The organism is Methanoregula sp., from assembly GCF_041645475.1.
Classification (GTDB): Archaea; Halobacteriota; Methanomicrobia; order Methanomicrobiales; family Methanospirillaceae; genus Methanoregula.
The window spans coordinates 375,701-395,307 of record NZ_JBAZQA010000001.1 but is presented as its reverse complement, the minus strand read 5'-3'; the positions used below and the strand labels follow the sequence as shown (position 1 = coordinate 395,307).

At 54.0% G+C, this 19,607-nt stretch carries 20 protein-coding genes and 1 pseudogene; 17 read left to right on the top strand and 4 right to left on the bottom strand.

From position 1 onward, the window contains the following. Nucleotides 1–328: 328 nt before the first annotated feature. From WC598_RS01905 to WC598_RS01895, 3 genes and pseudogenes are all read left to right on the top strand, one after another. A pseudogene (locus WC598_RS01905) lies at nt 329–490 on the top strand (KilA-N domain-containing protein); the annotation flags it as partial. Between the two features lie 58 nt (nt 491–548). Beyond that, nucleotides 549–794, top strand: a complete 246-nt coding sequence (locus WC598_RS01900; protein ID WP_372959769.1) for a KilA-N domain-containing protein — start codon at nt 549–551, stop codon at nt 792–794. A gap of 98 nt (nt 795–892) precedes the next feature. Then, on the top strand, nt 893–1,774 hold the full coding sequence (locus WC598_RS01895; RefSeq protein ID WP_372959768.1) for an alpha/beta fold hydrolase: 882 nt from the start codon (nt 893–895) through the stop codon (nt 1,772–1,774). 4 nt (nt 1,775–1,778) lie between these two features. Here the strand turns inward: WC598_RS01895 and WC598_RS01890 are convergent, their stop codons facing one another. Both WC598_RS01890 and WC598_RS01885 read right to left on the bottom strand, forming a co-directional pair. Beyond that, nucleotides 1,779–1,991 (bottom strand): hypothetical protein, encoded by a 213-nt coding sequence (locus tag WC598_RS01890; RefSeq protein ID WP_372959767.1) that lies wholly within the window; start codon nt 1,989–1,991, stop codon nt 1,779–1,781. A gap of 804 nt (nt 1,992–2,795) precedes the next feature. Then, nucleotides 2,796–3,155 (bottom strand): winged helix-turn-helix transcriptional regulator, encoded by a 360-nt coding sequence (locus WC598_RS01885; protein WP_372959766.1) that lies wholly within the window; start codon nt 3,153–3,155, stop codon nt 2,796–2,798. 85 nt (nt 3,156–3,240) lie between these two features. Here WC598_RS01885 and hcp point away from each other — a divergent pair, with 85 nt between their 5' ends. The 3 genes from hcp to WC598_RS01870 all read left to right on the top strand — a co-directional run bounded on the left by hcp (nt 3,241) and on the right by WC598_RS01870 (nt 5,655). Next, nucleotides 3,241–4,860: a hydroxylamine reductase gene (hcp, locus tag WC598_RS01880; protein WP_372959765.1), complete on the top strand. Its 1,620-nt coding sequence runs from the start codon at nt 3,241–3,243 to the stop codon at nt 4,858–4,860. A 64-nt stretch (nt 4,861–4,924) separates the two neighbouring features. Further along, the gene (locus WC598_RS01875; protein ID WP_372959764.1) at nt 4,925–5,284 is read left to right on the top strand and encodes a cupin domain-containing protein; all 360 of its coding nucleotides are present in this window, start codon (nt 4,925–4,927) and stop codon (nt 5,282–5,284) included. A gap of 5 nt (nt 5,285–5,289) precedes the next feature. Next, nucleotides 5,290–5,655 carry a cupin domain-containing protein gene (locus WC598_RS01870; RefSeq protein WP_372959763.1) on the top strand — a complete coding sequence of 122 codons (366 nt, stop codon included), beginning with the start codon at nt 5,290–5,292 and terminating at the stop codon, nt 5,653–5,655. A 116-nt stretch (nt 5,656–5,771) separates the two neighbouring features. Here the strand turns inward: WC598_RS01870 and WC598_RS01865 are convergent, their stop codons facing one another. Next, nucleotides 5,772–6,071 (bottom strand): hypothetical protein, encoded by a 300-nt coding sequence (locus WC598_RS01865; RefSeq protein ID WP_372959762.1) that lies wholly within the window; start codon nt 6,069–6,071, stop codon nt 5,772–5,774. A gap of 242 nt (nt 6,072–6,313) precedes the next feature. Between WC598_RS01865 and WC598_RS01860 the strand changes: the two genes are divergently transcribed. Continuing rightward, nucleotides 6,314–6,610: an NAC family transcription factor gene (locus WC598_RS01860; protein WP_372959761.1), complete on the top strand. Its 297-nt coding sequence runs from the start codon at nt 6,314–6,316 to the stop codon at nt 6,608–6,610. Nucleotides 6,611–6,633: 23 nt separating this feature from the next. On the opposite strand, the gene WC598_RS01855 is transcribed toward WC598_RS01860, so the two are convergent. Next, a complete protein-coding gene (locus WC598_RS01855) occupies nt 6,634–7,599 on the bottom strand; it encodes a hypothetical protein (RefSeq protein ID WP_372959760.1) in 966 nt (321 codons plus the stop codon). Nucleotides 7,600–7,940: 341 nt separating this feature from the next. On the opposite strand from WC598_RS01855, the gene WC598_RS01850 reads away from it, so the two are divergent. The 10 genes from WC598_RS01850 (at nt 7,941) to WC598_RS01805 (ending at nt 19,481) form a co-directional block, all read left to right on the top strand. Further along, nucleotides 7,941–9,161 (top strand): PAS domain S-box protein, encoded by a 1,221-nt coding sequence (locus WC598_RS01850; protein ID WP_372959759.1) that lies wholly within the window; start codon nt 7,941–7,943, stop codon nt 9,159–9,161. 156 nt (nt 9,162–9,317) lie between these two features. Then, nucleotides 9,318–11,750, top strand: a complete 2,433-nt coding sequence (locus WC598_RS01845) for a heavy metal translocating P-type ATPase (protein ID WP_372959758.1) — start codon at nt 9,318–9,320, stop codon at nt 11,748–11,750. 12 nt (nt 11,751–11,762) lie between these two features. Then, the gene (locus WC598_RS01840) at nt 11,763–11,903 is read left to right on the top strand and encodes a YHS domain-containing protein (RefSeq protein WP_372959757.1); all 141 of its coding nucleotides are present in this window, start codon (nt 11,763–11,765) and stop codon (nt 11,901–11,903) included. Nucleotides 11,904–12,050: 147 nt separating this feature from the next. Beyond that, nucleotides 12,051–12,653 carry a DUF2179 domain-containing protein gene (locus WC598_RS01835; protein WP_372959756.1) on the top strand — a complete coding sequence of 201 codons (603 nt, stop codon included), beginning with the start codon at nt 12,051–12,053 and terminating at the stop codon, nt 12,651–12,653. A 111-nt stretch (nt 12,654–12,764) separates the two neighbouring features. Then, on the top strand, nt 12,765–13,775 hold the full coding sequence (locus WC598_RS01830) for a hypothetical protein (RefSeq protein ID WP_372959755.1): 1,011 nt from the start codon (nt 12,765–12,767) through the stop codon (nt 13,773–13,775). A gap of 37 nt (nt 13,776–13,812) precedes the next feature. Beyond that, on the top strand, nt 13,813–14,271 hold the full coding sequence (locus WC598_RS01825; RefSeq protein WP_372959754.1) for a tetratricopeptide repeat protein: 459 nt from the start codon (nt 13,813–13,815) through the stop codon (nt 14,269–14,271). 148 nt (nt 14,272–14,419) lie between these two features. Further along, nucleotides 14,420–14,893: a ferritin gene (locus tag WC598_RS01820; RefSeq protein ID WP_372959753.1), complete on the top strand. Its 474-nt coding sequence runs from the start codon at nt 14,420–14,422 to the stop codon at nt 14,891–14,893. 461 nt (nt 14,894–15,354) lie between these two features. Next, nucleotides 15,355–16,008 (top strand): NADPH-dependent F420 reductase, encoded by a 654-nt coding sequence (gene npdG, locus WC598_RS01815; protein WP_372959752.1) that lies wholly within the window; start codon nt 15,355–15,357, stop codon nt 16,006–16,008. 276 nt (nt 16,009–16,284) lie between these two features. Then, on the top strand, nt 16,285–17,442 hold the full coding sequence (locus WC598_RS01810; RefSeq protein ID WP_372959751.1) for a DUF362 domain-containing protein: 1,158 nt from the start codon (nt 16,285–16,287) through the stop codon (nt 17,440–17,442). Between the two features lie 449 nt (nt 17,443–17,891). Next, a complete protein-coding gene (locus WC598_RS01805; protein ID WP_372959750.1) occupies nt 17,892–19,481 on the top strand; it encodes an FMN-binding glutamate synthase family protein in 1,590 nt (529 codons plus the stop codon). Nucleotides 19,482–19,607: the final 126 nt, after the last annotated feature.

Here is a 19,607-nt window from a genome sequence, read left to right as displayed (position 1 = left end):
CCCTTCTCGTTATCGGTAAGATAATTTAGTACGATATCTCTTAGATTCATGCCCTGTTCCTCTTTGTTTGCAATTCACTGTTGGATACAGGGCATCTTCACTTTTACAGCACTTCGTGTACACTACCGTATTTTGGGTTTATGAATTTTTTATCACTGGAGTTTTGAGCGATTGAACGTGAAAAAGAGACCCGGAAAATTCCGCGGGCATGATTCTGATTTTTATTCCTCCATACTTATGACAGTTTCACCCCGCTCACGCTAAACCTTCATAACCGATCCGGGAAGATTACGGTTCACCGGTATTTGGCGGAATCTCTGGGTTGCCGGTGAGGTTTACCATAGCGAAGATCAATGTGCTCGACCGGGAAGTGGGAGTAGTTGTTGAGAATGATGAAGATTATATCTGCATTACCAATATTGCACGGTACAAGGATCCAGAAAGAACCGACTACCTGATCCAAAACTGGCTTCGGAACCGGAACACTATCGAATTCCTTGGGATATGGGAGCAACTCAATAATCCGGATTTTAATTCCATCGAATTCGATGGGATTAGAAAACAGGCAGGACTCGGGCAGTTTCATACTAACCGCCCGACAATGGATTGGAAAGACGAACGCCCGTGGAATCAAGGCAAAACCCGGACGGTTTGGCGGTACCTTTGCTCTCAAGGATATCGCGTTTGAATTCGCTTCCTGGATCCCGGTGGAGTTCAAACTCTGCCTCATCAGGGAATTCCAGCGGCTCAAGGACGAGGAACACGAAACAGCCGGGCTGGGATGTCCGGCGTAACCCTGCAAAGATCAACTACCCTATTCAGACGTACGTAAATCAAATACTATATCAGGATGTCCTCCTTATTTTCAATCTGTTTTTATGAGGCTAAGATCATGAAACCACTCTCCGTTACCATCGCCTTTGTCATCATCGCCTGCCTTCTTCTCTCGGCAGGCTGCACGAACGCACCAGCGAATTCGGCCATCACTCCGACGACGGCCAACACGGCCCACCCAGTGACGGTCTCGATCGCCAATACCCCGGTCCAGTACAAGGACGTGAATGGCGTCCGGCTGGCGTACCGGGAATGGGGATCCGGCGAACCCATCCTCCTCATCGAGGGATTCGGCGGCACGATCGGGAACTATACATCCACGCAGGATGCGTGGAACGAAACGTTCCTTACGATCCTGTCCTCGAAATACCATGTCTATGCCTACGATTCCCGGGGAATGGGGTACAGCAGCATGAACAATGTCACTCCCACGATCCCCATCTATGCCGATGATGCCGCCGGGATGATCAAAGCACTCGGGTACGACAGCATGCATGTGTACGGGGAGTCCATGGGCTCGTCCACCGCACAGCAGCTGGTCATCACTCATCCGGAGCTCGTACGGAAACTGATCCTCGATTCAAACTCGTACAGCGCAAACATCCCCGAATGCCAGACACTGCACTCGACCCTGGTACAAGTCGTCAACGACACGAGCCTGCCCGCGGGCCTCCGTGCTGAGGCACATGCGAACCTTGTATTCAACGGGACCTGGAACGGGCTCTCCGGCATCAACAAGAGCGTAATGTTTGTCGTCGGCACTGCTGATGTGATCACGCCCCAGGCGGTCACCGTCAAGATGGCCGGGCAGATCAACGGCTCCTGGGTCGTACGGTGGGTGGGGCTCCCCCATGTAGGGAACAAGGAAGCACCGGTCCAGTACGGCGAGACCGCGGTGTACTTCCTCAGCTCGAACGAGTCGCCGCTCGGACCCTCATAATTTTTCACCCACTTTTATCGGCAGACAAATTCCGGATCTGCGGGCCGGATCCTGCCCGCATCCACTGGACCGGGGATTCAGGCGAATCGTCGTCACGCCGGGTCAGGCGGTTCTTTGAGCGTGTTGCTATTACCGGATTTCCGGATTCTTCCGGCACTCCTGCTTCTGTGTTCGTGCCCACGGGAGATACCAGTAGCCGGAAAATAAAATCCATCATTGGATTCCGGTAATCCGGACCATGGCCGTTGAGAGTTTTTTGGATTTGGAAACCGGCCCGACCCGGTGGTAAGGAAGATTTTCACAAGTTCTGCGACGAAAGACCCCCTGCCAAAACAGGGGTTTTTTTCATTTTCCCGCACCATAACCCGTTTGGAAAAAGAACTGCCAGCCAAACGCGTCTATGAGCGTTTTTTAAATCTCCGACGGAGAAAAATCAATCGGAGCCCGAATCGCCCGCTAAAATCTCCTCATTCTGCCATTTTCCGGGAATTACGCACATCCGGGCGGGGCCGGGGGGCTTCCCGGCCGGGCTCTCCGTCGGAGAATGGAGTTCGCGGGAGGGTATCGTTCCCGGGGATTTCGCAGGGATGGCCTCCGACGTGAAATCCCCTTCTCCGACGTAAATGATCATCCGGACCCCCTGTTTGTGAAAAACCGCCAGGTGGATCGTACGAAACAGGGGGTCGGCGGATCCGAATCCGGGCGCGTATAGGGTTCCGTTCCGGAAAAATGGGGAATCGGGGGGGCGTATCGGGGCCGGATTGGGAAGGGTGTGAACTCGGGAAAAAAGGGGGTCCGGAAGGGGGGTTTACCGTGTGAGTGGCGGGAATCCCGGTGTCGGGTTTTTTGTAACCGTACCGGGATTTTTTTTTAAAATTTCTGAAATGTTTTTGGAAATTTTTTTATTATGGAGAAAAACGATGGGAGTTTGACAATTTTTTTACTGATTGAGTAGGGAATCCCGATACAACTCTGATGGGTATGCTCACCCACCGGGGGCGATCAGCCCCCAAAGAGCGTCCTACAAAACACACACCTTACAATCCTGGCACCCGCACGGAATATTATCAATCTTCCACTTCAGCGCCCACATCTTGATGCCCCGGATCACATCCACCAGCTCCAGCCCGCTCTTCGTCAGCGTGTACTCGCTCTTGACCGGAAACGAAGTAGCATCCACCCGCCGGGTAAGAATCCCCTCCTCCTCAAGCTCCTTCAAACGCTCCGACAAAATCTTCTGGGTAATATCACTCAGAGAATCCTTGAGCTCCGAGAACCGGCGCGTGTGGCCCGGGCCCTTGTAGAGTTCGAGGATGATTAAAAGCGTCCACTTCTTGGTCAGATATTTCACGGTCAGGTTGACCGTGCAGGCTTCGTCCATGGTATAGTTTCTGAAACTCTCTTCTATTTAACCTTGGTATACTAAAGAAACCTTGTAGCAAATAGATACACAATGGAGTTGGAAGATGTTCTGTTACCAGTGCGAGGAAACCGCAAAAGGAACCGGGTGTACCGTAAAAGGAGTCTGCGGCAAGGAAGCCGTAACCGCCGGGCTGATGGATGTGCTGATCTGGCTCTGCAAGGGAATTGCCGAGCGGAATATTGCCGCAGCAGGAAGCGGGAAGGAGAACAACGAGGCCGGGATGTTCATCACCGAAGCCCTGTTTGCCACGCTGACCAACACGAACTTCGATGACGCCCGGCTCCGGGCACTCATCGCGAAGGCCGTTGCCATCCGGGACGCCCTGCCCTCAGCGGGCGCCGCAGAGCCGGAGGCCTGCACCTGGAAATTCAGAAATGATGCAGAGCTTGCAGCAAAGGCCGGGCAGATCGCAGCAGAGGCAGCTGCAAACGATGATGTCCATTCCCTCCGGGCCCTCCTTCTCTTCGGGCTCAAGGGCGTTGCAGCCTATTACCATCACGCGGCCGTGCTCGGGTTCACCGACAAAACAATCACGGACTTCATGCAGAAGGGGCTCGCCTCAACGCTGCACGATCTCTCCGCAGGCGAGATGACCGCGCTCGTGCTCGAATGCGGCGGGGTGGGGGTCAGCACGCTTGCGCTGCTCGACACCGCGAACACAAAAGTCTACGGCAACCCGGAGATCACGAGCGTGAAGACCTCGGTAGGCACACGCCCGGGCATCCTCATCACCGGCCATGATTTGAACGATCTCCAGCAGCTGCTGGAGCAGTCGAAGGACCGCGGCGTGGACATCTATACGCATGGCGAGATGCTGCCCGCAAATGCTTACCCGGCGCTCAAAAAATATTCGCACCTCTACGGTAACTACGGCGGCTCGTGGTGGCACCAGAAAGAGGAGTTCGAACAGTTCAACGGCCCCGTGCTCGTGACCACGAACTGTATCGTGCCCCCGAAGGATTCCTATAAGGGCCGTATCTACACCACCGGCCCCGCCGGGTTTTCGGGCGTTACGCACATCGTTGCCGGGAAGGACGGGAAGAAAGATTTCTCAGCGGTTATCGCCCATGCAAAAATGAGCCGGGCCCCGCAGGACCTCCACGCGCCGGGCCGAAACCTCACCACCGGCTGCGCCCACGAAGCAGTTCTCAAGATCGCCGGCACGGTCATCGAGGCCGTGAAGAAAGGCGATATCAAACGGTTCGTGGTCATGGCCGGGTGTGATGGCCGGCAGAGCGAGCGGTCGTATTACACGGACTTTGCCAAGGCACTCCCGATGAACACGGTCATCCTCACCGCGGGTTGCGCCAAGTACCGGTACAATGGCCTCGACCTTGGCACAATCGGCGGTATCCCCCGCGTCATCGATGCCGGCCAGTGCAATGACTGCTACTCGCTTGTCGTGATCGCCCAGGCACTTGCAAAAGCGTTCGGGGTCGGGATCAACGAGCTGCCGGTCTCCTACAACATTGCGTGGTACGAGCAGAAGGCAGCACTCGTCCTCCTCGCGCTCTTAAATCTCGGGGTTAAGGACATCACGCTCGGGCCAAAACTCCCGGCCTTCGTCTCGCCGGGCGTGCTCGATGTGCTGGTCAACAATTTCCAGGTAAAGAAGAACAGCACGGTTGAAGCCGACCTTGCCCGCATGGTTCCCTCAGCATAAGCGGGACCCCACAGGGGGATACCCATAATATCCCCATGCACGTACTCATCAGAAGGGAATTCTTATGGCAGACCTCACAGAAAAATCAACTGCAGAGAAAAAACGCGAGGACCTTGTGGCAAAAGTCCTCGCGGTCAGCGATCTTGTCCAGTACCAGGACGGGACCGTGGCAAGCCGGATGATCGTCTTCAAGACGGCCGGCACCATCACCCTCTTTGCATTCGATGCCGGGGAAGGGCTCTCGGAGCATTCCGCACCCTATGACGCAATCCTGACGGTTACGGACGGCGAGGCCGATGTTACGATCGAAGGCGCCCCGTTCACGGTCAGGACCGGGGAGATGATCATCCTCCCAGCCAATAAACCGCACGCAGTGCAGGCCCGGCAGCGGTTCAAGATGACCTTAACCATGATCCGGGAGTGAGACCCGTGGCCGAATTCCAGCTGGAACAGAGTGAAAAGCCGGATAAGAAACGCGATGAGCTCAAGGGAAAGGTCCTCACTCTTAAGGATCTCGTGGAGTACGCGGATGGTACAGTTGCAAGCCGGATGGTCATCAACCGCAAAAGCGGCAGCATCACCATCTTCTCGTTCGACGAGAATGAAGGGCTCTCGGAGCACACGGCGCCGTTCGATGCCATTGTTACGATCCTTGACGGGGAATGCGAGGTCTGGGTGGCCGGTAAAACGGAGCGGATGAAGACCGGCGAGACGATCATCTTCCCGGCAAACGTTCCCCACGCCCTCTCGGCGATAACAAAATTCAAGATGAGCCTTGTGATGATCAGGGAATAGGGGTTCTCGCAGGTGCGATCCAGGCAGCTCGCAGGATCGTTAAAACGCCGGGTATTCCAGGACAAAAAAACACCCGCGGGGCCGGCATTACACCGGAAAAGCTTACCAAAAAAGAATTATTTTTTTCCCGGTTTTGCGTTCTTTGCAAGATCCTCTTTTGCCTTGCGGAGGATTTCATCAAAGGATTTCTCGAGCTGCGACTGCACATCCTTCATGGTCTTTTCAATGTACTGTTTGCCCTCTTCCGTTGTCACGAGATCGTGGACAACCTTGATCGCATCGTCAACAGATGTCTTGACGGAGGTTGTCGCATCCGCAAGCCTCTTGTCCATGACCGCTTCGGCTGCCGGTACAACCACCGGTTCTTTCTCCTCAACCCAGACCCCTTTCTCGAAATGCCCTTTTGTTTCAGCCATGACTATCACTCGTTACTGTTCATTGACATTGTTTTCCTCATAATTAAAATAACGGCATGGATTATCAATCGGATACCAGGCCCAATTGAAGGCGTGGCCGATATCAGATCCGGTGAAATAAATGAGGGAAATGATCTCGTATTCATGGCAACACCCCGGTCGGGCACGGGACCGGGCCGGTATTACCACCAGCATTTTTTGCTGGCAGGACAAATCAGGATTATCCACAGAGCGGGGCAGCCATGAGCGACAAGGACGGGACCTATTGTTCGATCTGCGGGGGAATTCCCCCGGACCAGATCAAGATCAAGAAGATTGCCGTTGAGGGCAAGGACACCGGCATTGACCGGCTGGACTGGATTATGCAGGACGTTGCATCCCTGCACCTGACGAGTGACGAGGCGGTAACAGACGAGCTGGTCAAACGGGTCCAGCAGTTCAATTACATTCCTTCAAAAAAGATGCCCGAATACCGGGAGGCCCTGCTCCGGGAGTATCGTATGCTCGACACGCCTCAGAAGCACGGCTGGAAAAACTGAATTTCTCTTTTCAAATGTCCGGTCTACCGGTTCCTTGAGGCAAAGAGGATACTGGCAATCACAAGGGCAAGACCGATGATGATGATGAACGGGAGCAGGGGGTCGCTTGTCCACGGGGTATTTGACGTAGTATTGCTGCCCGAAGCCGTTGTCATGACGGCCGGGGGCAGTACGGTGAGGAGTGCGGATTCTGAACAGTTCACAAATGCATTCGGCCGCCAGACCGTGACCCGGTAGGAACCGGGTAACAGTTTCGGGTTATCTAAAATCCAGGCCCACCGGTTCACGGTCAGGCCGGGCTCGACAGTTATCGTGGTCTCGGCAACGAGAGATCCGCTGGTACTGTCGCGGATCTCCGCCTGGAGCATGTCGCGGGGGTTGATGTTGGTCGAGCCGGCCAGAACAATCCTATCCCCCGTGATCACGCCGGACAACTGGGATTTAGCCGGATCAGCAATGTGATCGAAAGAGATCGATGGATCTTCAACAAAGAAGTAATACGGTATGAATATATCGTCGGAATTCGGGTTTGCCGCAGTGGAAGAAAAAGCACTGATGAGGGGAACTAAACTTGCCTTGAGGTTCTCCCGTGCGCCGATATCGGCAAACGTCTTTCCCCGGTTCTGGAGGATGATATCGTCGTTATCCTCAATCCGGTACTCGATATCCAGTCGACGGTCCGGGCCGGGGTCCTGGATCACGAACGCATACTGGCCGCGGGAATACTGGCGCGTATCAACTGAGTTGATGGTAGTGGTGTAATTTCCCTTGATGTCGGGGATGAGAACCTGCCGGTCAATGTAACTCTTGCCCACGACCCAGAGCGCAACCGTCCCGTTCGTGGCGCCGATACCGTTTAAGGACAGGGTATCCCCTTTGGTGATGATCTGCGGGGTGCTCGACGAGAAGGTCACCGATGCCGTGCAGGGAATTACCATGAGAAGGAGAAGGCCGACTAAAAATATGGGGATTACAGTTCTCGCGTCCACAGTTACCATCCGGATTATTGTTAATGATGGGTATGCGGCGGTCTCTTAAACGTTTTCCGGCTCGGACCGGCTGGACGTGAGGGGGATTTTACAATTATACTTTTTTTGTGGCAGGACAGGATTCATAGAAAAAATTTCCCCGGGAAAATACGGTCCTGCCTGCCCGGTGCCATTCGTAACCGCAGAGGACTCATCCCTGCCATAAAGATCCCATATGTCGGCGGCAGGGATTCAGGGGTCGCGGGGAATGGTGAAGACTTTATTGATCCAAAAAAAATATTTGAAAAAAATGCAGTGACAAGGTATAATTAGAATCTCAAACAATATCGGGCAACCAGACAATGGTCACGCTATATCGCATTCTCTATGTTGATGATGAGCCCGGCCTGCTTGAGATTGGTAAAATCTTTCTTGAGCAGAGCGGTCAGTTCAGCATCGATATCATTACCTCAGCTTCAGATGCACTTACGTTACTTACCTCAGGCAACTACGATGCCATTATCTCTGATTACCAGATGCCAGGTATGGATGGTATTGAATTTTTAAAGAAGGTACGAGCAGCGGGAAATACCATACCGTTCATCCTTTTTACGGGAAGAGGACGCGAAGAGATTGTAATAGAAGCCATTAACAACGGAGCTGACTTTTATCTCCAGAAAGGCGGTGACCCGTGCTCGCAATTTGCCGAACTTGAGCATAAGATCCATCAGGCTGTCCATCAGCGGAGAGCAGAGGACGAGCTCCAGGCAGCGTACGAGCAGATCACCGCAAGCGAGGAGGAGCTTCGGGCGCAGTATGATGAGATGGTCATCCTGCAGAGACTGACCGATGAATCTCAGCAGATGCTCCAGCAGGTGCTCAACACCGTCCCGGTCCGGGTCTTCTGGAAGGATTTGGAGTTGCGGTACCTTGGCTGCAACAGGTCATTCGCCCTTGACGCCGGTTTCCCGAGTCCTGCGGATCTGATTGGGAAGACCGATTTCGACATGGGGTGGAAGGAGCAGGCAGATCTCTACCGGGCAGACGACCGCGCCGTGATCGAAACGGGCATCCCGAAAATTGGGTACGAGGAGCCCCAGACCGCCCCGGATGGCAACCGGATCTGGCTCCGGACAAGTAAAATACCCTTGCAGGCCCCTCTGGGAAATATTATCGGAATTCTGGGAACCTATGAGGATATCACGATTACCAAGGAGGCGGAGGAACGACTCCGGCTCTTCAAGATCTCAGTTGATCGGGCCTATGACGAAATTTTCTGGCTTGACTTTGATGCAAATATCACCTATGTCAATGACTCGGCCTGCCGGGTAACCGGATACACCCGGGAAGAACTGCTTGGTATGAAGATCTATTCGCTGGACCCGGATTTATGTCCGGATGTCTGGAACCAGATCATTGTTGATCTCCGGCGGCAGGGGACCCTCTTTTTTACCACGCGCCACCGGAAGAAGGACGGAAACATCCTCAATGTCGAGATCATGGCCAGTTACGCAAAAGAGGGAACACAGGAGTTCAGCTTTGCCTTTGTCCGGGATATTACAAAACGAAATCAGGACCCGTAGATCGTTGTTAAAATGATACGGATGCGGTATCCTTCATAAAAAAACCGGAATCCGGACATAATCTTCCGGGTGAATCACTGCCACATCCGATACAACAATATGATCCAGGGAAGATACTTCCCAACAGGAACTTAAGAGCCGGAGGAGTGAGAACGGATGGCGGAACCGGAAACAAAAAAAGCAGAGATACGAATTTCGGGTATGCACTGTGCCACCTGTGCGGTATCCATCGAGGAATCGCTTATGCAGATTCCGGATGTGGTAAAAGCGCAGGTGAATTTCGGCACCGATACCGCTCACGTTGAATTCAACCCGGGAAACGTTTCTCTTGGCACGCTTGAAAAGGCCGTGAACGATGCCGGGTACACAGTAGTTAACCGGGAAGTGACCCTCAAAGTCGGCGGCATGATGTGCGCCACCTGTGTCGAGACAATAGAGACCGTGCTGCGGGCACTCCCCGGGGTTGTCGCCGCCTCCGTCAACCTTGGCACGGAAAATGCCTATGTCACCTACAATCCAACGGTCTCGGACATTTCGGATTTCAAAGCGGCCATTGAAGATGCCGGCTACCAGTTCCTCGGCATTGCCGGGGAAGTGAGCGAGGAGGCCGAGCACGCGGCAAGGGCTTCTGATCTGCATGAAAAATTCCTCCGGTTCGTCATCGGGTTTGCCGTCAGCATTCCCTTGATGATCGCAATGTACGTGCCGCTTTCGCTCTCCATGCAGGGCCTCGCATACCTGGAGTTCATCATTGCAACGCCGGTCTTTGCGTACGTTGCCTACCCCATCTTCCGCGCTGCATATACCGCTCTTCGCAATCGCTCACTGTCGATGGATGTCATGTACGCTATGGGCACCGGCGTTGCGTACGGTGCGAGCGTGCTCGGGACGTTCGGGCTCGTCCTCACCCACGAGTTCCTGTTCTATGACACGGCGATCATGCTCGCCGCATTCCTGATGCTGGGCAGGTTTTTAGAAACGCGGGCCAAGGGCCGGACCTCGGACGCTATCAGGAAACTTGCAGGGCTCCGGGTAAAGAGCGCAACGGTACTCCGCAACGGAACCGAGACCGAAGTTGCGCTTGAAGAAGTGATTGTCGGGGACAAGGTCATCGTGAAGCCCGGCGCCAAGGTCCCGGTGGACGGGCTCGTCATCGCGGGCGAGAGTTATGTCGATGAATCGATGATAACCGGTGAGCCCGTGCCCGCACTCAGGGGCACGGGAAGCCGGGTTGTGGGAGGAACCCTGAATTCCAACAGCGTGCTCACGGTCGAGGCAACAAAAGTCGGCAGGGATACCATGCTCGCCCAGATCATACAGATGGTCGAGGATGCCCAGGGCTCAAAACCGCCGGTCCAGCGGATCGCGGATATTGCGGTTTCGTATTTTATCCCGGTCGTGCTCCTGATAGCTGCGGGAGCATTCATTCTCTGGTTCTTCGTGTTACACGCAACCCTCATCTTTGCCCTATCAGCCCTCATCTCGGTCCTGGTCGTTGCCTGCCCCTGTGCCCTCGGTCTTGCAACGCCGACTGCGGTCACCGTGGGCGTGGGAAGAGGCGCAGAACTCGGGATCCTGATCCGGAACGGCGAGGCGCTCGAAATCGCGGAAGGGGTAACCACCATCATCTTCGACAAGACCGGGACACTCACCCGGGGAAAACCGGAAGTTACGGATATCCTCCCGTCCGGTATTCCCGAAGACACCCTCCTTTCCATTGCAGCGGCTGTCGAGAAAGATTCCGAGCACCCCCTGGCAAAAGCGATAGTACAAAAAGCGCACTCCCGCACAATCAAAATCGAACCGGTTAGCAGCCTGGACACCATCCCCGGGAAAGGTGTTGCCGCAACATATCTGGATGAGCGGGTTCTTGCCGGGAACCGGGCCCTGCTCGCGGATAACGGGATTCTTATTCCGGAAAACCTTGACCGGCAGATCACAGAACTTGAGGAGAAAGGAAAGACCACGATCCTCGTTGCCACAGGGAAGCAGGTTGCTGGGGTCATTGCAGTTGCCGATACCCTGAAGGATACCAGCCGGGAGGCGGTGAGACGGCTCAAGGAGATGGGCCTTGAGATCATCATGATCACGGGCGACAACCAGCGCACGGCTGATGCAGTGGCATCCGACCTCGGGATCAGCCGCGTGATTGCCGGGGTGCTTCCGCAGGACAAGGAGAAGGAGGTGTCCTCTCTCCAGCAGCAGGGAAAAGTTGTTGCCTTTGTCGGGGACGGGATCAACGATGCCCCTGCGCTTGCAAAAGCGGATGTCGGTATTGCGATCGGCAGCGGTACTGACGTTGCCATAGAGAGCGGGGATATCGTGCTCATCCGTGATGACCTGCTCAATGCCGTAGCAGCGCTCCAGCTTGCAAAAAAAGTGATGGGCCGGATCAAGGCCAACATCTTCTGGGCCTTTGCCTACAACGCGGCCCTCATCCCGGTGGCTGCCGGGGTGCTTTACCCGTCCTTTGGCATCAGTTTCCGGCCGGAACTCGCCGGGCTTGCCATGGCGGCAAGTTCCGTTACGGTGGTTTCGCTATCCCTGCTCCTGAGAAAGTATATACCCGATGCAAAAAAAGTCAGATAACTGAGGTGTTGTATGGCAATCGACCCGATCTGCAAGATGACCGTTGACGAGAAGACGGCAAAGTTAGTGAGCGAGTACAAGGGGAAGAAATACTATTTCTGTGCCCCGGGCTGCAAGAAGAAGTTCGATGCAGACCCGCAGAAGTATGCCTGACTTAAAAAACCGCAGTTATCCGCGCGTTATTGGATATCTGCGCAGATTCAGCTTATTTTCCCCCTTTTCCGGATAATGTTCATATAGATTCAGGCAGCAACCTTTTTTACGGATTATCCGTCCTGCATACAGGACAGAGGCGGGAACATGGGTTTTTTCATCATCAGTCCGGAAATCTACTCCTGGGTTATCCTCCCGCTCCTCATCTTCCTTGCCCGTATCGGCGATGTGAGTATGGAGACCATCCGGGTCATCTACATCTCAAAAGGGATCAAGTACCTCGCCCCGTTCATCGCGTTCTTCGAGATCGTGATCTGGCTGCTTGCAATGGAAGTCGTGATGAGCGATCTCTCCAACATCGCCAACTTCTTTGCCTATGCGTTCGGGTTTGCCATGGGAACGTATATCGGGCTCGTTATCGAAGAGAAACTCTCGATCGGCATGGTCATCCTGCGGATCATTACAACGAATGATTCCACGGATGAGATTATGGCCTTCATGCAGGCGGAAAACTACGGGGTCACGAGCCTGGACGCCACCGGTTCGCGGGGCAATGTGAAGATGATCCTCACGCTCGTCAACCGTGCCGATGTCCCGGCAATCACGGCCCACCTCCAGACAACGAACCCGCAGGCGTTCTTCTCCATTGAGGATATCCGGTATGTCAGCCAGGGCGTATTCCGGCCAAAAAAACAAAATGCCGTCTCCAGCTGGTTCCATTCGGTCACCCATGGCAAAAAAGCAAGGTAATTCTTCCGGTACCCGGTGGTTCCGATCATTAAGGATGCTTTAAGTGGATTTGCCGCCAAGGGAGGATATATCAGTTTTACATAGCACAATCCACGATCCTGGAGACCCCTGATGAGAACAGAAATGCCGCTATCAAAACCCATACGCAGATTTCTCCATCATACCGAAGAAACCCTCGACACCGAGATCTCTCTTCTCCGCCAGCCCGAAGCCGAACCGGGGGGAACGCTTGTCGACATTTACACGTATGATGTCGAACGCAATGTCATCATCTTCCCGGCACAATACGTAGGTCTCCTCAAGGATTTTATTATTGCAAAACACTGCACGAACCTGCTGATCAAAGGCGCGGCGGCAAAAAAAGCAAAGTACCTGGTCTGTTCCTACACGGAAGACTCGGTCTACCGGGGCATGCGCCAGGTCTACATCGATGCCCTCAAGGATGAAGCCAAGAAAGAGAACAAACTCCCGGTAAAAAAACTCATCCAGATGCTCTTCCTCCTCTACTCCCACTTCAATGAAGATATCAACGATGTTCCCTGGAACGCGATCATCAACGCCAGTGTCTACAACCGGATGCCGAAGATACGGAAAACCCAGCTCTACCATGTCATGAAAGAGAGCAAGAACGACATGGACGAGATGATGGAGCAGGAAACTATCGTGCCCCGCCGGTATTTTGTTTTGAACAAAGCCATGTTTTATGCCCGCGACATGTTCCTTGCAAAAACCCTGCCGGCTGACGAGCTGATGCCGGTCCTCAATATCCCGCAGATGAAGAAGTTCAACCATCTCGAAGTCAAGGAGATGCTCACTACACGGTGGACCCACACGGCCTGGTACCAGTCCAAGGTGTTTGGCGATAACATGCTGGAGATCCTGGACACGCCTTTAGGGCCGGTCAAATGGAACGATCCCCCTACCCTTGACTATTATTACGATCTCTACAAGGTAGGGGTCCTCTTGACCAACAACCTTCTCTCCTACATGACGATGAAAGACTGGTTTGTCTGGGAACCGCCCAAACACCTGCTCGAAGCCCACGAGCATAAAGATGAGTGGGAGAAATCAGCGCTGAAGAAAATTTTCGGGGACCTGATCTCAGACTCGTGGGGTGATTGATAATGCAGGATATTCTGAAAACCGCGGAGGTGGACGCATGCCGTCAAAGGAAGTAATCGAGCTGCTCAGGAAAGGAAACGCCTATGCAAAGAGAACGAAGTTCAAGGAAGCGATTGCATACTTTGAAAAAGCCCTCTCGCTCGATCCCCGCAATGCCGAGAGCTGGTGCCTGAGGGGATCGGTGTTTATTGAAACCGGCAGGTACCAGGAAGGTCTTGCCGATTGCGAGAAAGCCATTGCATTTGACCAGAACTACGAAGCAGCCTGGTCAAAAAAAGCGCTCGGGCTCTTCCATCTCGAACGGTTTGAGGATGCCCTCCATGCCAGCACCCGGGCCTCGACCCTGAACGGCAACGATGCAACGGCCTGGTACATCAAGGGAGTCTGTTTGGACGAACTGGGCCGGAGCGATGAGGCGCAGGTTGCCTACGGGAAATCCCTTGAGCTCGAGATCATCCTCGATATGGAAGCCGAGCAGAAGCGGATGCGAAGATAATTTTTTTTAGATCCCGTTCTTTTTTCCAGGTACCTTTTTCATTGTACGGCAAGCCGGCAGGAGTGGGAAGTGCCCCATTACAAAAGCATTATAAAAGGGAAAACCAATGAACGTTCAACAGGAGGTAAGTTCTATGATTTCCAAAACCATGGAAGATGCATTAAACAAACAGGTCAACCGTGAATATTACTCGGCATACCTGTACCTGGCAATGTCTGCCTATTTTGAGACGGTCAACATGAAAGGATTTGCAAAATGGATGCGGGTCCAGTCAAATGAAGAGCAGGCGCATGCCATGAAATTTTTCGATTACATCATTGCCCGCGGGGGAAAGGTCACCCTGGGCGACATTGAGGCCGCAAAGAACAAGTGGACCTCGGCCGGTAAAGTCTTTGAGGAGGTCTATGCCCATGAGCAGAAAGTCACCGGGATGATTCACAACCTCGTTGAGCTCGCAGGCAAAGAGAAGGACCATGCAACGTTCGAGATGCTGCAGTGGTTTGTCAAGGAGCAGGTTGAAGAGGAGGCAAATGCGAGCGATATTCTTGCCCAGATCAAACTGGTCGGGGATGTCCCGGGTCATCTTTTCTATCTCGACCACCATCTCGGCAAGCGGGCATAATCCCCCGGACAACTCTTTTATTCTCCCTTTTTCCCCGTTTTTCCTCAAATTCCCGTTTCCTGGTCTTTGCGTTGTATAACCCCTTCTGGGAGCGTGATGTCCTTGATTCCCCGGCAGTAAACGGCCGCCCCGGGGGATCCGCCCGGCCCCGGGGGTGGGTGGTATCCCTGTTCCGGTGTCAGGCAGGGCCGGTTTCAAGACCGGGAACCTGGCCGCACCACCGTCATAGTTTTCGTAAAAAAATCCCCGCTTCAGGGCTCCGCCATCCCCCGGCCCGGACCATTGCACCACGGGATCCCGATCGCAATACCATAAGTTTATCTTTTTTTTTATCGACAACACTAACGGATATATGTATGAGCAAAACGGTTCTGTCTGACTTTTTTGCATCACCAGTGTGGCCCCTGCGGGCTGCACTCCCGGATATCGGACAAATGTGTAAGAAAGATAGGGTGATTTAGATGAAGATCGGAATTGTCGGAGGTACGGGAGACATTGGCGAAGGTATCGCGTTGCGCCTTGCACCCATGTATGACGTGATTGTCGGTTCCCGGGATGAAGCCCGGGCACAGGCGATCTGCGAGTGCAGCATCGGCACGCTGAAAACCCGGGGTGCAACCTTCCATTCGTTCAAGGGCGCAACCAACCAGGATGCAGTTTCCTGTGCGGATGTGGTGATCCTGGCGATACCATTCAAAAACGCGATCGCAACGCTCGAAGGTCTTGACTGTTTCGAGGACAAGATTGTCATCAGCCCGGTCAACCCCATGGAGAAGCGGGATCACTTCACGTTCGTTCCCCCGGTGGAAGGGTCAGCGGCGCTGATGATCCGCTCCCTTCTCCCAAAGGAAGCCCGGCTCTGCTCGGCCTTCAATACCATTGCAGCCAACAAGTGGAAAGCCCTTGACGAGGAACTCTCCTACTCCGTCCCGGTCTGTGGCGATGATGAATCCGCAAAGCGGGAGGTTATGAAGATCGTCAACTCGGTCTCGAAACTCCAGGCATTCGATGCCGGGCCGCTTGCGGTATCCAGCATGGTGGAAGCGTTAACCCCGCTCCTCCTCAATATCGCCCGCTACAACAAGATGCACGATGTCGGCATCCGGTTCATGTAAGGGAAGAGTTCCTTACAGAATCCTTTTTTTTAAGAGTTCCCGGCATTTTTGCAGAATGCGTTCATGTGACCAGCGATCCTGCCTGAGTAAAAACCATGTGCTGACGGGGCAGTGCGAAACCTCACATGAAGGGATACGACAGGTCCCGCCATGCCGGATTCAGGAAGCCGTCCGGGGAAATGGATGAACGAACGGGTACATGGTGTCAGACCTTAACGGTTTTTAGTGGTGCCTAAGTGTTCCCTGTCAGAACAAGACCGGGCAGGATGGTGACCGATGGGTTCTACTACTCCGGGCGAGTACACTCATTTCAGAGGAGAGATGATGATGAAAAGTCCGGTCTATTTTGCATCCCTGCGAGCATTTTCCGATCACGAGTGTACGACTGCAAAAGTGCAGCGGTTGTTTGACGTTGCCGGTTTCTCCGATCTGATAGCACCGCACGACAAGACTGCGATCAAGCTCCATTTCGGCGAGAGGGGAAGCGACGGGTTCATCAGCCCGGTCTTTGTCCGGCAGGTAGTGGAGAAAGTTAAGGAGTGCAAAGCCCTGCCATTTTTGACGGACACCAACACGCTCTACAAGGGAGGCCGGTCGAATGCGGTCGAGCACATCGGCACTGCCATCCTCCACGGGTTTGACTACGCGGTGGCCGGCGCACCGGTGATAATTGCAGATGGCCTCACCGGGAAAAATATCCGGAAGGTTACGATTGGGAAAAAACATTTCAGCGAAGTCTCGATTGCCGGCGATATTGCAGCTGCTGACAGCCTGATTGTCCTGAGTCATTTCAAGGGCCATATCGTATCCGGCTTTGGCGGGGCTATCAAGAATCTCGCAATGGGATGCGCCGCGCCTGAAGGGAAGCGTGCCCAGCACAATGCCCGGCCCTTTACCCTCCCGGAAAAATGCACGGGGTGTGCTTCCTGCATGAAAGTCTGCCCGAACAATGCGATCCATGTCAAAGCGAAAAAATCCGTCATTGACCTTGAGCTCTGCATCGGCTGCTTCGAGTGCATGCATGTCTGCCCCGAGAATGCCATCGACATCGACTGGGAGACCGAGATCCCGCAGTTCGTGGAGCGGATGGTTGAGTACGCGTCCGGGGTCGTGCAGGGCAAGGAGAAGAAGGTCGGGTACATGAACTTCCTGATCCGGATCACGCCGGACTGCGACTGTTACCCGTTCAGTGACGCACCGATCGTACCGGATATCGGCATTCTTGCATCAAAGGACCCGGTTGCCATTGATGCTGCAAGTTTCGATCTGGTGAACCAGCAGCAGGGACACACGGACTCGCTCCTTGCATCCCACCATCACCCGGGCGGGGACAAGTTCAAGGGGGTGCATGCCCAGACCGACGGATACCAGCAGGTGCAGTACGCAGAGGAGATCGGGATGGGAACGCGATCCTATGAACTCATCAGAATCTGATCTTTTTTTTTAAACCGGTTCTACCAAAAAAACATTGGTCTTATTTCGGGTAACTCCTCATTTTGTGCCCCCGGTTCCTGTTGGGGGAAGGGATGCAGCGCTATAGTCTGAATGAAGGACAGGTACCCTGTCGTTATCCGGCACAGGGACCCCCGGTCGGGGGGGGATTAAGCATCCGGAAGCGTCCGGGTTTTCTGCATCATTAGTCCGGATCAGAAAAAATCCATTCTCATGTTTTCAATCAATTTCGTATTTTTTACCAGTATTTTTTGGAAAAATTGGGTGGAAAGTTACTTCCACCATCATTTTGAAGCGAAACAGTTATAATGGGGTGGAAAGCAAGCGCTTATTAGTGAACGAGTTTTAAATAAGTTATGTTTGAGGAATATGTGCTCAGACGGTCCCTTCGTATCATCGAAGACAACTACTAATTTCCAAGGAGTGTTGTTATGAATCTTAGACAACCCAATGCCAATGAAGCAACCAGCACGGCGAACCGTTCGCGAAGCGTTGCACCATGTTCTGGTATCTGTACCCGGTGTATAGATGGATGTAAGGGCAGTTGCGAGATCTGGTTATCATCGTTCCGCGGCAGGGAGGTTTTGTATCCCGGCCCGTTTGGCGAGATCACCGCAGGTGCTGACAAGAACTACCCCATCGATTACTCGCACCTGAATATCCAGGGCTATGCAGTAGGCGCACGGGGTCTTCCCGAAGGTACCGAGATCGGTCCGGACTCAGCGGTTTTCTCCTCCGTTAATACCGAGACTGAATACGGCTGGAGCAAGAAGGTCCAGATGAAGGTCCCGATCTTTACCGGTGCACTCGGCTCAACCGAGATCGCCCGCGCAAACTGGGAGCACTTCGCCGTTGGTGCAGCCATATCAGGCATCACCCTTGTCTGCGGTGAGAACGTCTGCGGTATCGACCCCGGTCTCAAGCTTGACGCCAAGAAGAAAGTCAAGGAATCCCCCGAGATGGACCGCCGTATCAACACGTACAAGAAATTCCACAACAAGTACGGAGAGATCCTCGTCCAGATGAATGTCGAGGACACCCGCCTTGGCGTTGCCGAGTACGTTGCAAGCAAGCACAACCTCGACACCATCGAGCTCAAGTGGGGCCAGGGCGCCAAGTGTATCGGCGGCGAGATCAAGGTCAAGACCCTTGAACGCGCCATCGAGCTCAAGAAGCGCGGCTACATCGTCCTCCCCGACCCGACGTTGAAGGAGAACCAGGCAGCTTTCAAGGCCGGTGCCATCAAGGAATTCGAGCGCCACTCCCGCCTCGGCTTTGTAACCAAGGAAGGTTTCCTCGAAGAGATCGACCGCCTCCGCGACATCGGTTTCAAGCGGGTAACCTTAAAGACCGGCGCGTACTCCATGGTCGAGCTCGCAATGGCCCTCCGCTACTGTTCGGAAGCCAAGATCGATCTCTTAACCATTGACGGTGCACCCGGCGGAACCGGCATGAGCCCGTGGGCCATGATGAACGAATGGGGTATCCCGACGTTCTACCTGCAGGCACTCACCTACGAGTTTGCCCAGAAACTTGAGAAGAAGGGCTACCGCGTACCCGACCTCGCCATGGCCGGCGGTTTCTCCGATGAGCCGGGCGTCTTCAAGGCACTTGCCATGGGCAGCCCGTACTTCAAGGCAGTCTGCATGGGTCGCGGCCTCATGATCCCCGGATTCGTTGGCAAGAACATCGAGAAGTGGATCAAGGAAGGAGATCTGCCCAAGTCCGTTGCCAAGTACGGCAGCAGCATCCCGGAGATCTTTGTCTGCTACGAAGAGCTCAAGGAGAAATACGGCAACAAGATGAAGGAGATCCCCATGGGCGCAGTCGGTATCTACACCCATGCATCGAAATTCCGCACCGGTCTCCAGCAGCTCATGGCCGGCAGCAGGAACTTCAACCTCTCCACCATCACCCGCGATGACTTGATGGCACTGACCGAGGAAGCAGCCGGTGTCTCGGGCATCGAGTACGTCATGTCCGCACGGTATGACGAGGCGATGGGCCAGTTGCTCGACTGATACTGACATACAGTCGTTAACGTCTGCGCCGGGATCTTCCCGGCAAATCTTTTTTGGATACTCTTGGCATGCGAGCCGCCAATGGGAATACCCTGCGGGCCGGATACACAGGAATCCTGCTCCCCA

Excerpts from the sequence above, each read along its gene's own strand:
- WC598_RS01890 (WP_372959767.1), bottom strand. The coding sequence starts at position 1,991 with ATGATGGATTTTATTTTCCGGCTACTGGTATCTCCCGTGGGCACGAAC.
- WC598_RS01825 (WP_372959754.1), top strand. The coding sequence starts at position 13,813 with ATGCCGTCAAAGGAAGTAATCGAGCTGCTCAGGAAAGGAAACGCCTAT.
- hcp (WP_372959765.1), top strand. The coding sequence starts at position 3,241 with ATGTTCTGTTACCAGTGCGAGGAAACCGCAAAAGGAACCGGGTGTACC.
- WC598_RS01840 (WP_372959757.1), top strand. The coding sequence starts at position 11,763 with ATGGCAATCGACCCGATCTGCAAGATGACCGTTGACGAGAAGACGGCA.
- WC598_RS01805 (WP_372959750.1), top strand. The coding sequence starts at position 17,892 with ATGAATCTTAGACAACCCAATGCCAATGAAGCAACCAGCACGGCGAAC.
- WC598_RS01900 (WP_372959769.1), top strand. The coding sequence starts at position 549 with ATGGGATTAGAAAACAGGCAGGACTCGGGCAGTTTCATACTAACCGCC.
- WC598_RS01810 (WP_372959751.1), top strand. The coding sequence starts at position 16,285 with ATGGGTTCTACTACTCCGGGCGAGTACACTCATTTCAGAGGAGAGATG.
- WC598_RS01895 (WP_372959768.1), top strand. The coding sequence starts at position 893 with ATGAAACCACTCTCCGTTACCATCGCCTTTGTCATCATCGCCTGCCTT.
- WC598_RS01865 (WP_372959762.1), bottom strand. The coding sequence starts at position 6,071 with ATGGCTGAAACAAAAGGGCATTTCGAGAAAGGGGTCTGGGTTGAGGAG.
- npdG (WP_372959752.1), top strand. The coding sequence starts at position 15,355 with ATGAAGATCGGAATTGTCGGAGGTACGGGAGACATTGGCGAAGGTATC.
- WC598_RS01845 (WP_372959758.1), top strand. The coding sequence starts at position 9,318 with ATGGCGGAACCGGAAACAAAAAAAGCAGAGATACGAATTTCGGGTATG.
- WC598_RS01875 (WP_372959764.1), top strand. The coding sequence starts at position 4,925 with ATGGCAGACCTCACAGAAAAATCAACTGCAGAGAAAAAACGCGAGGAC.
- WC598_RS01835 (WP_372959756.1), top strand. The coding sequence starts at position 12,051 with ATGGGTTTTTTCATCATCAGTCCGGAAATCTACTCCTGGGTTATCCTC.
- WC598_RS01885 (WP_372959766.1), bottom strand. The coding sequence starts at position 3,155 with ATGGACGAAGCCTGCACGGTCAACCTGACCGTGAAATATCTGACCAAG.
- WC598_RS01850 (WP_372959759.1), top strand. The coding sequence starts at position 7,941 with ATGGTCACGCTATATCGCATTCTCTATGTTGATGATGAGCCCGGCCTG.
- WC598_RS01820 (WP_372959753.1), top strand. The coding sequence starts at position 14,420 with ATGGAAGATGCATTAAACAAACAGGTCAACCGTGAATATTACTCGGCA.
- WC598_RS01860 (WP_372959761.1), top strand. The coding sequence starts at position 6,314 with ATGAGCGACAAGGACGGGACCTATTGTTCGATCTGCGGGGGAATTCCC.
- WC598_RS01830 (WP_372959755.1), top strand. The coding sequence starts at position 12,765 with ATGAGAACAGAAATGCCGCTATCAAAACCCATACGCAGATTTCTCCAT.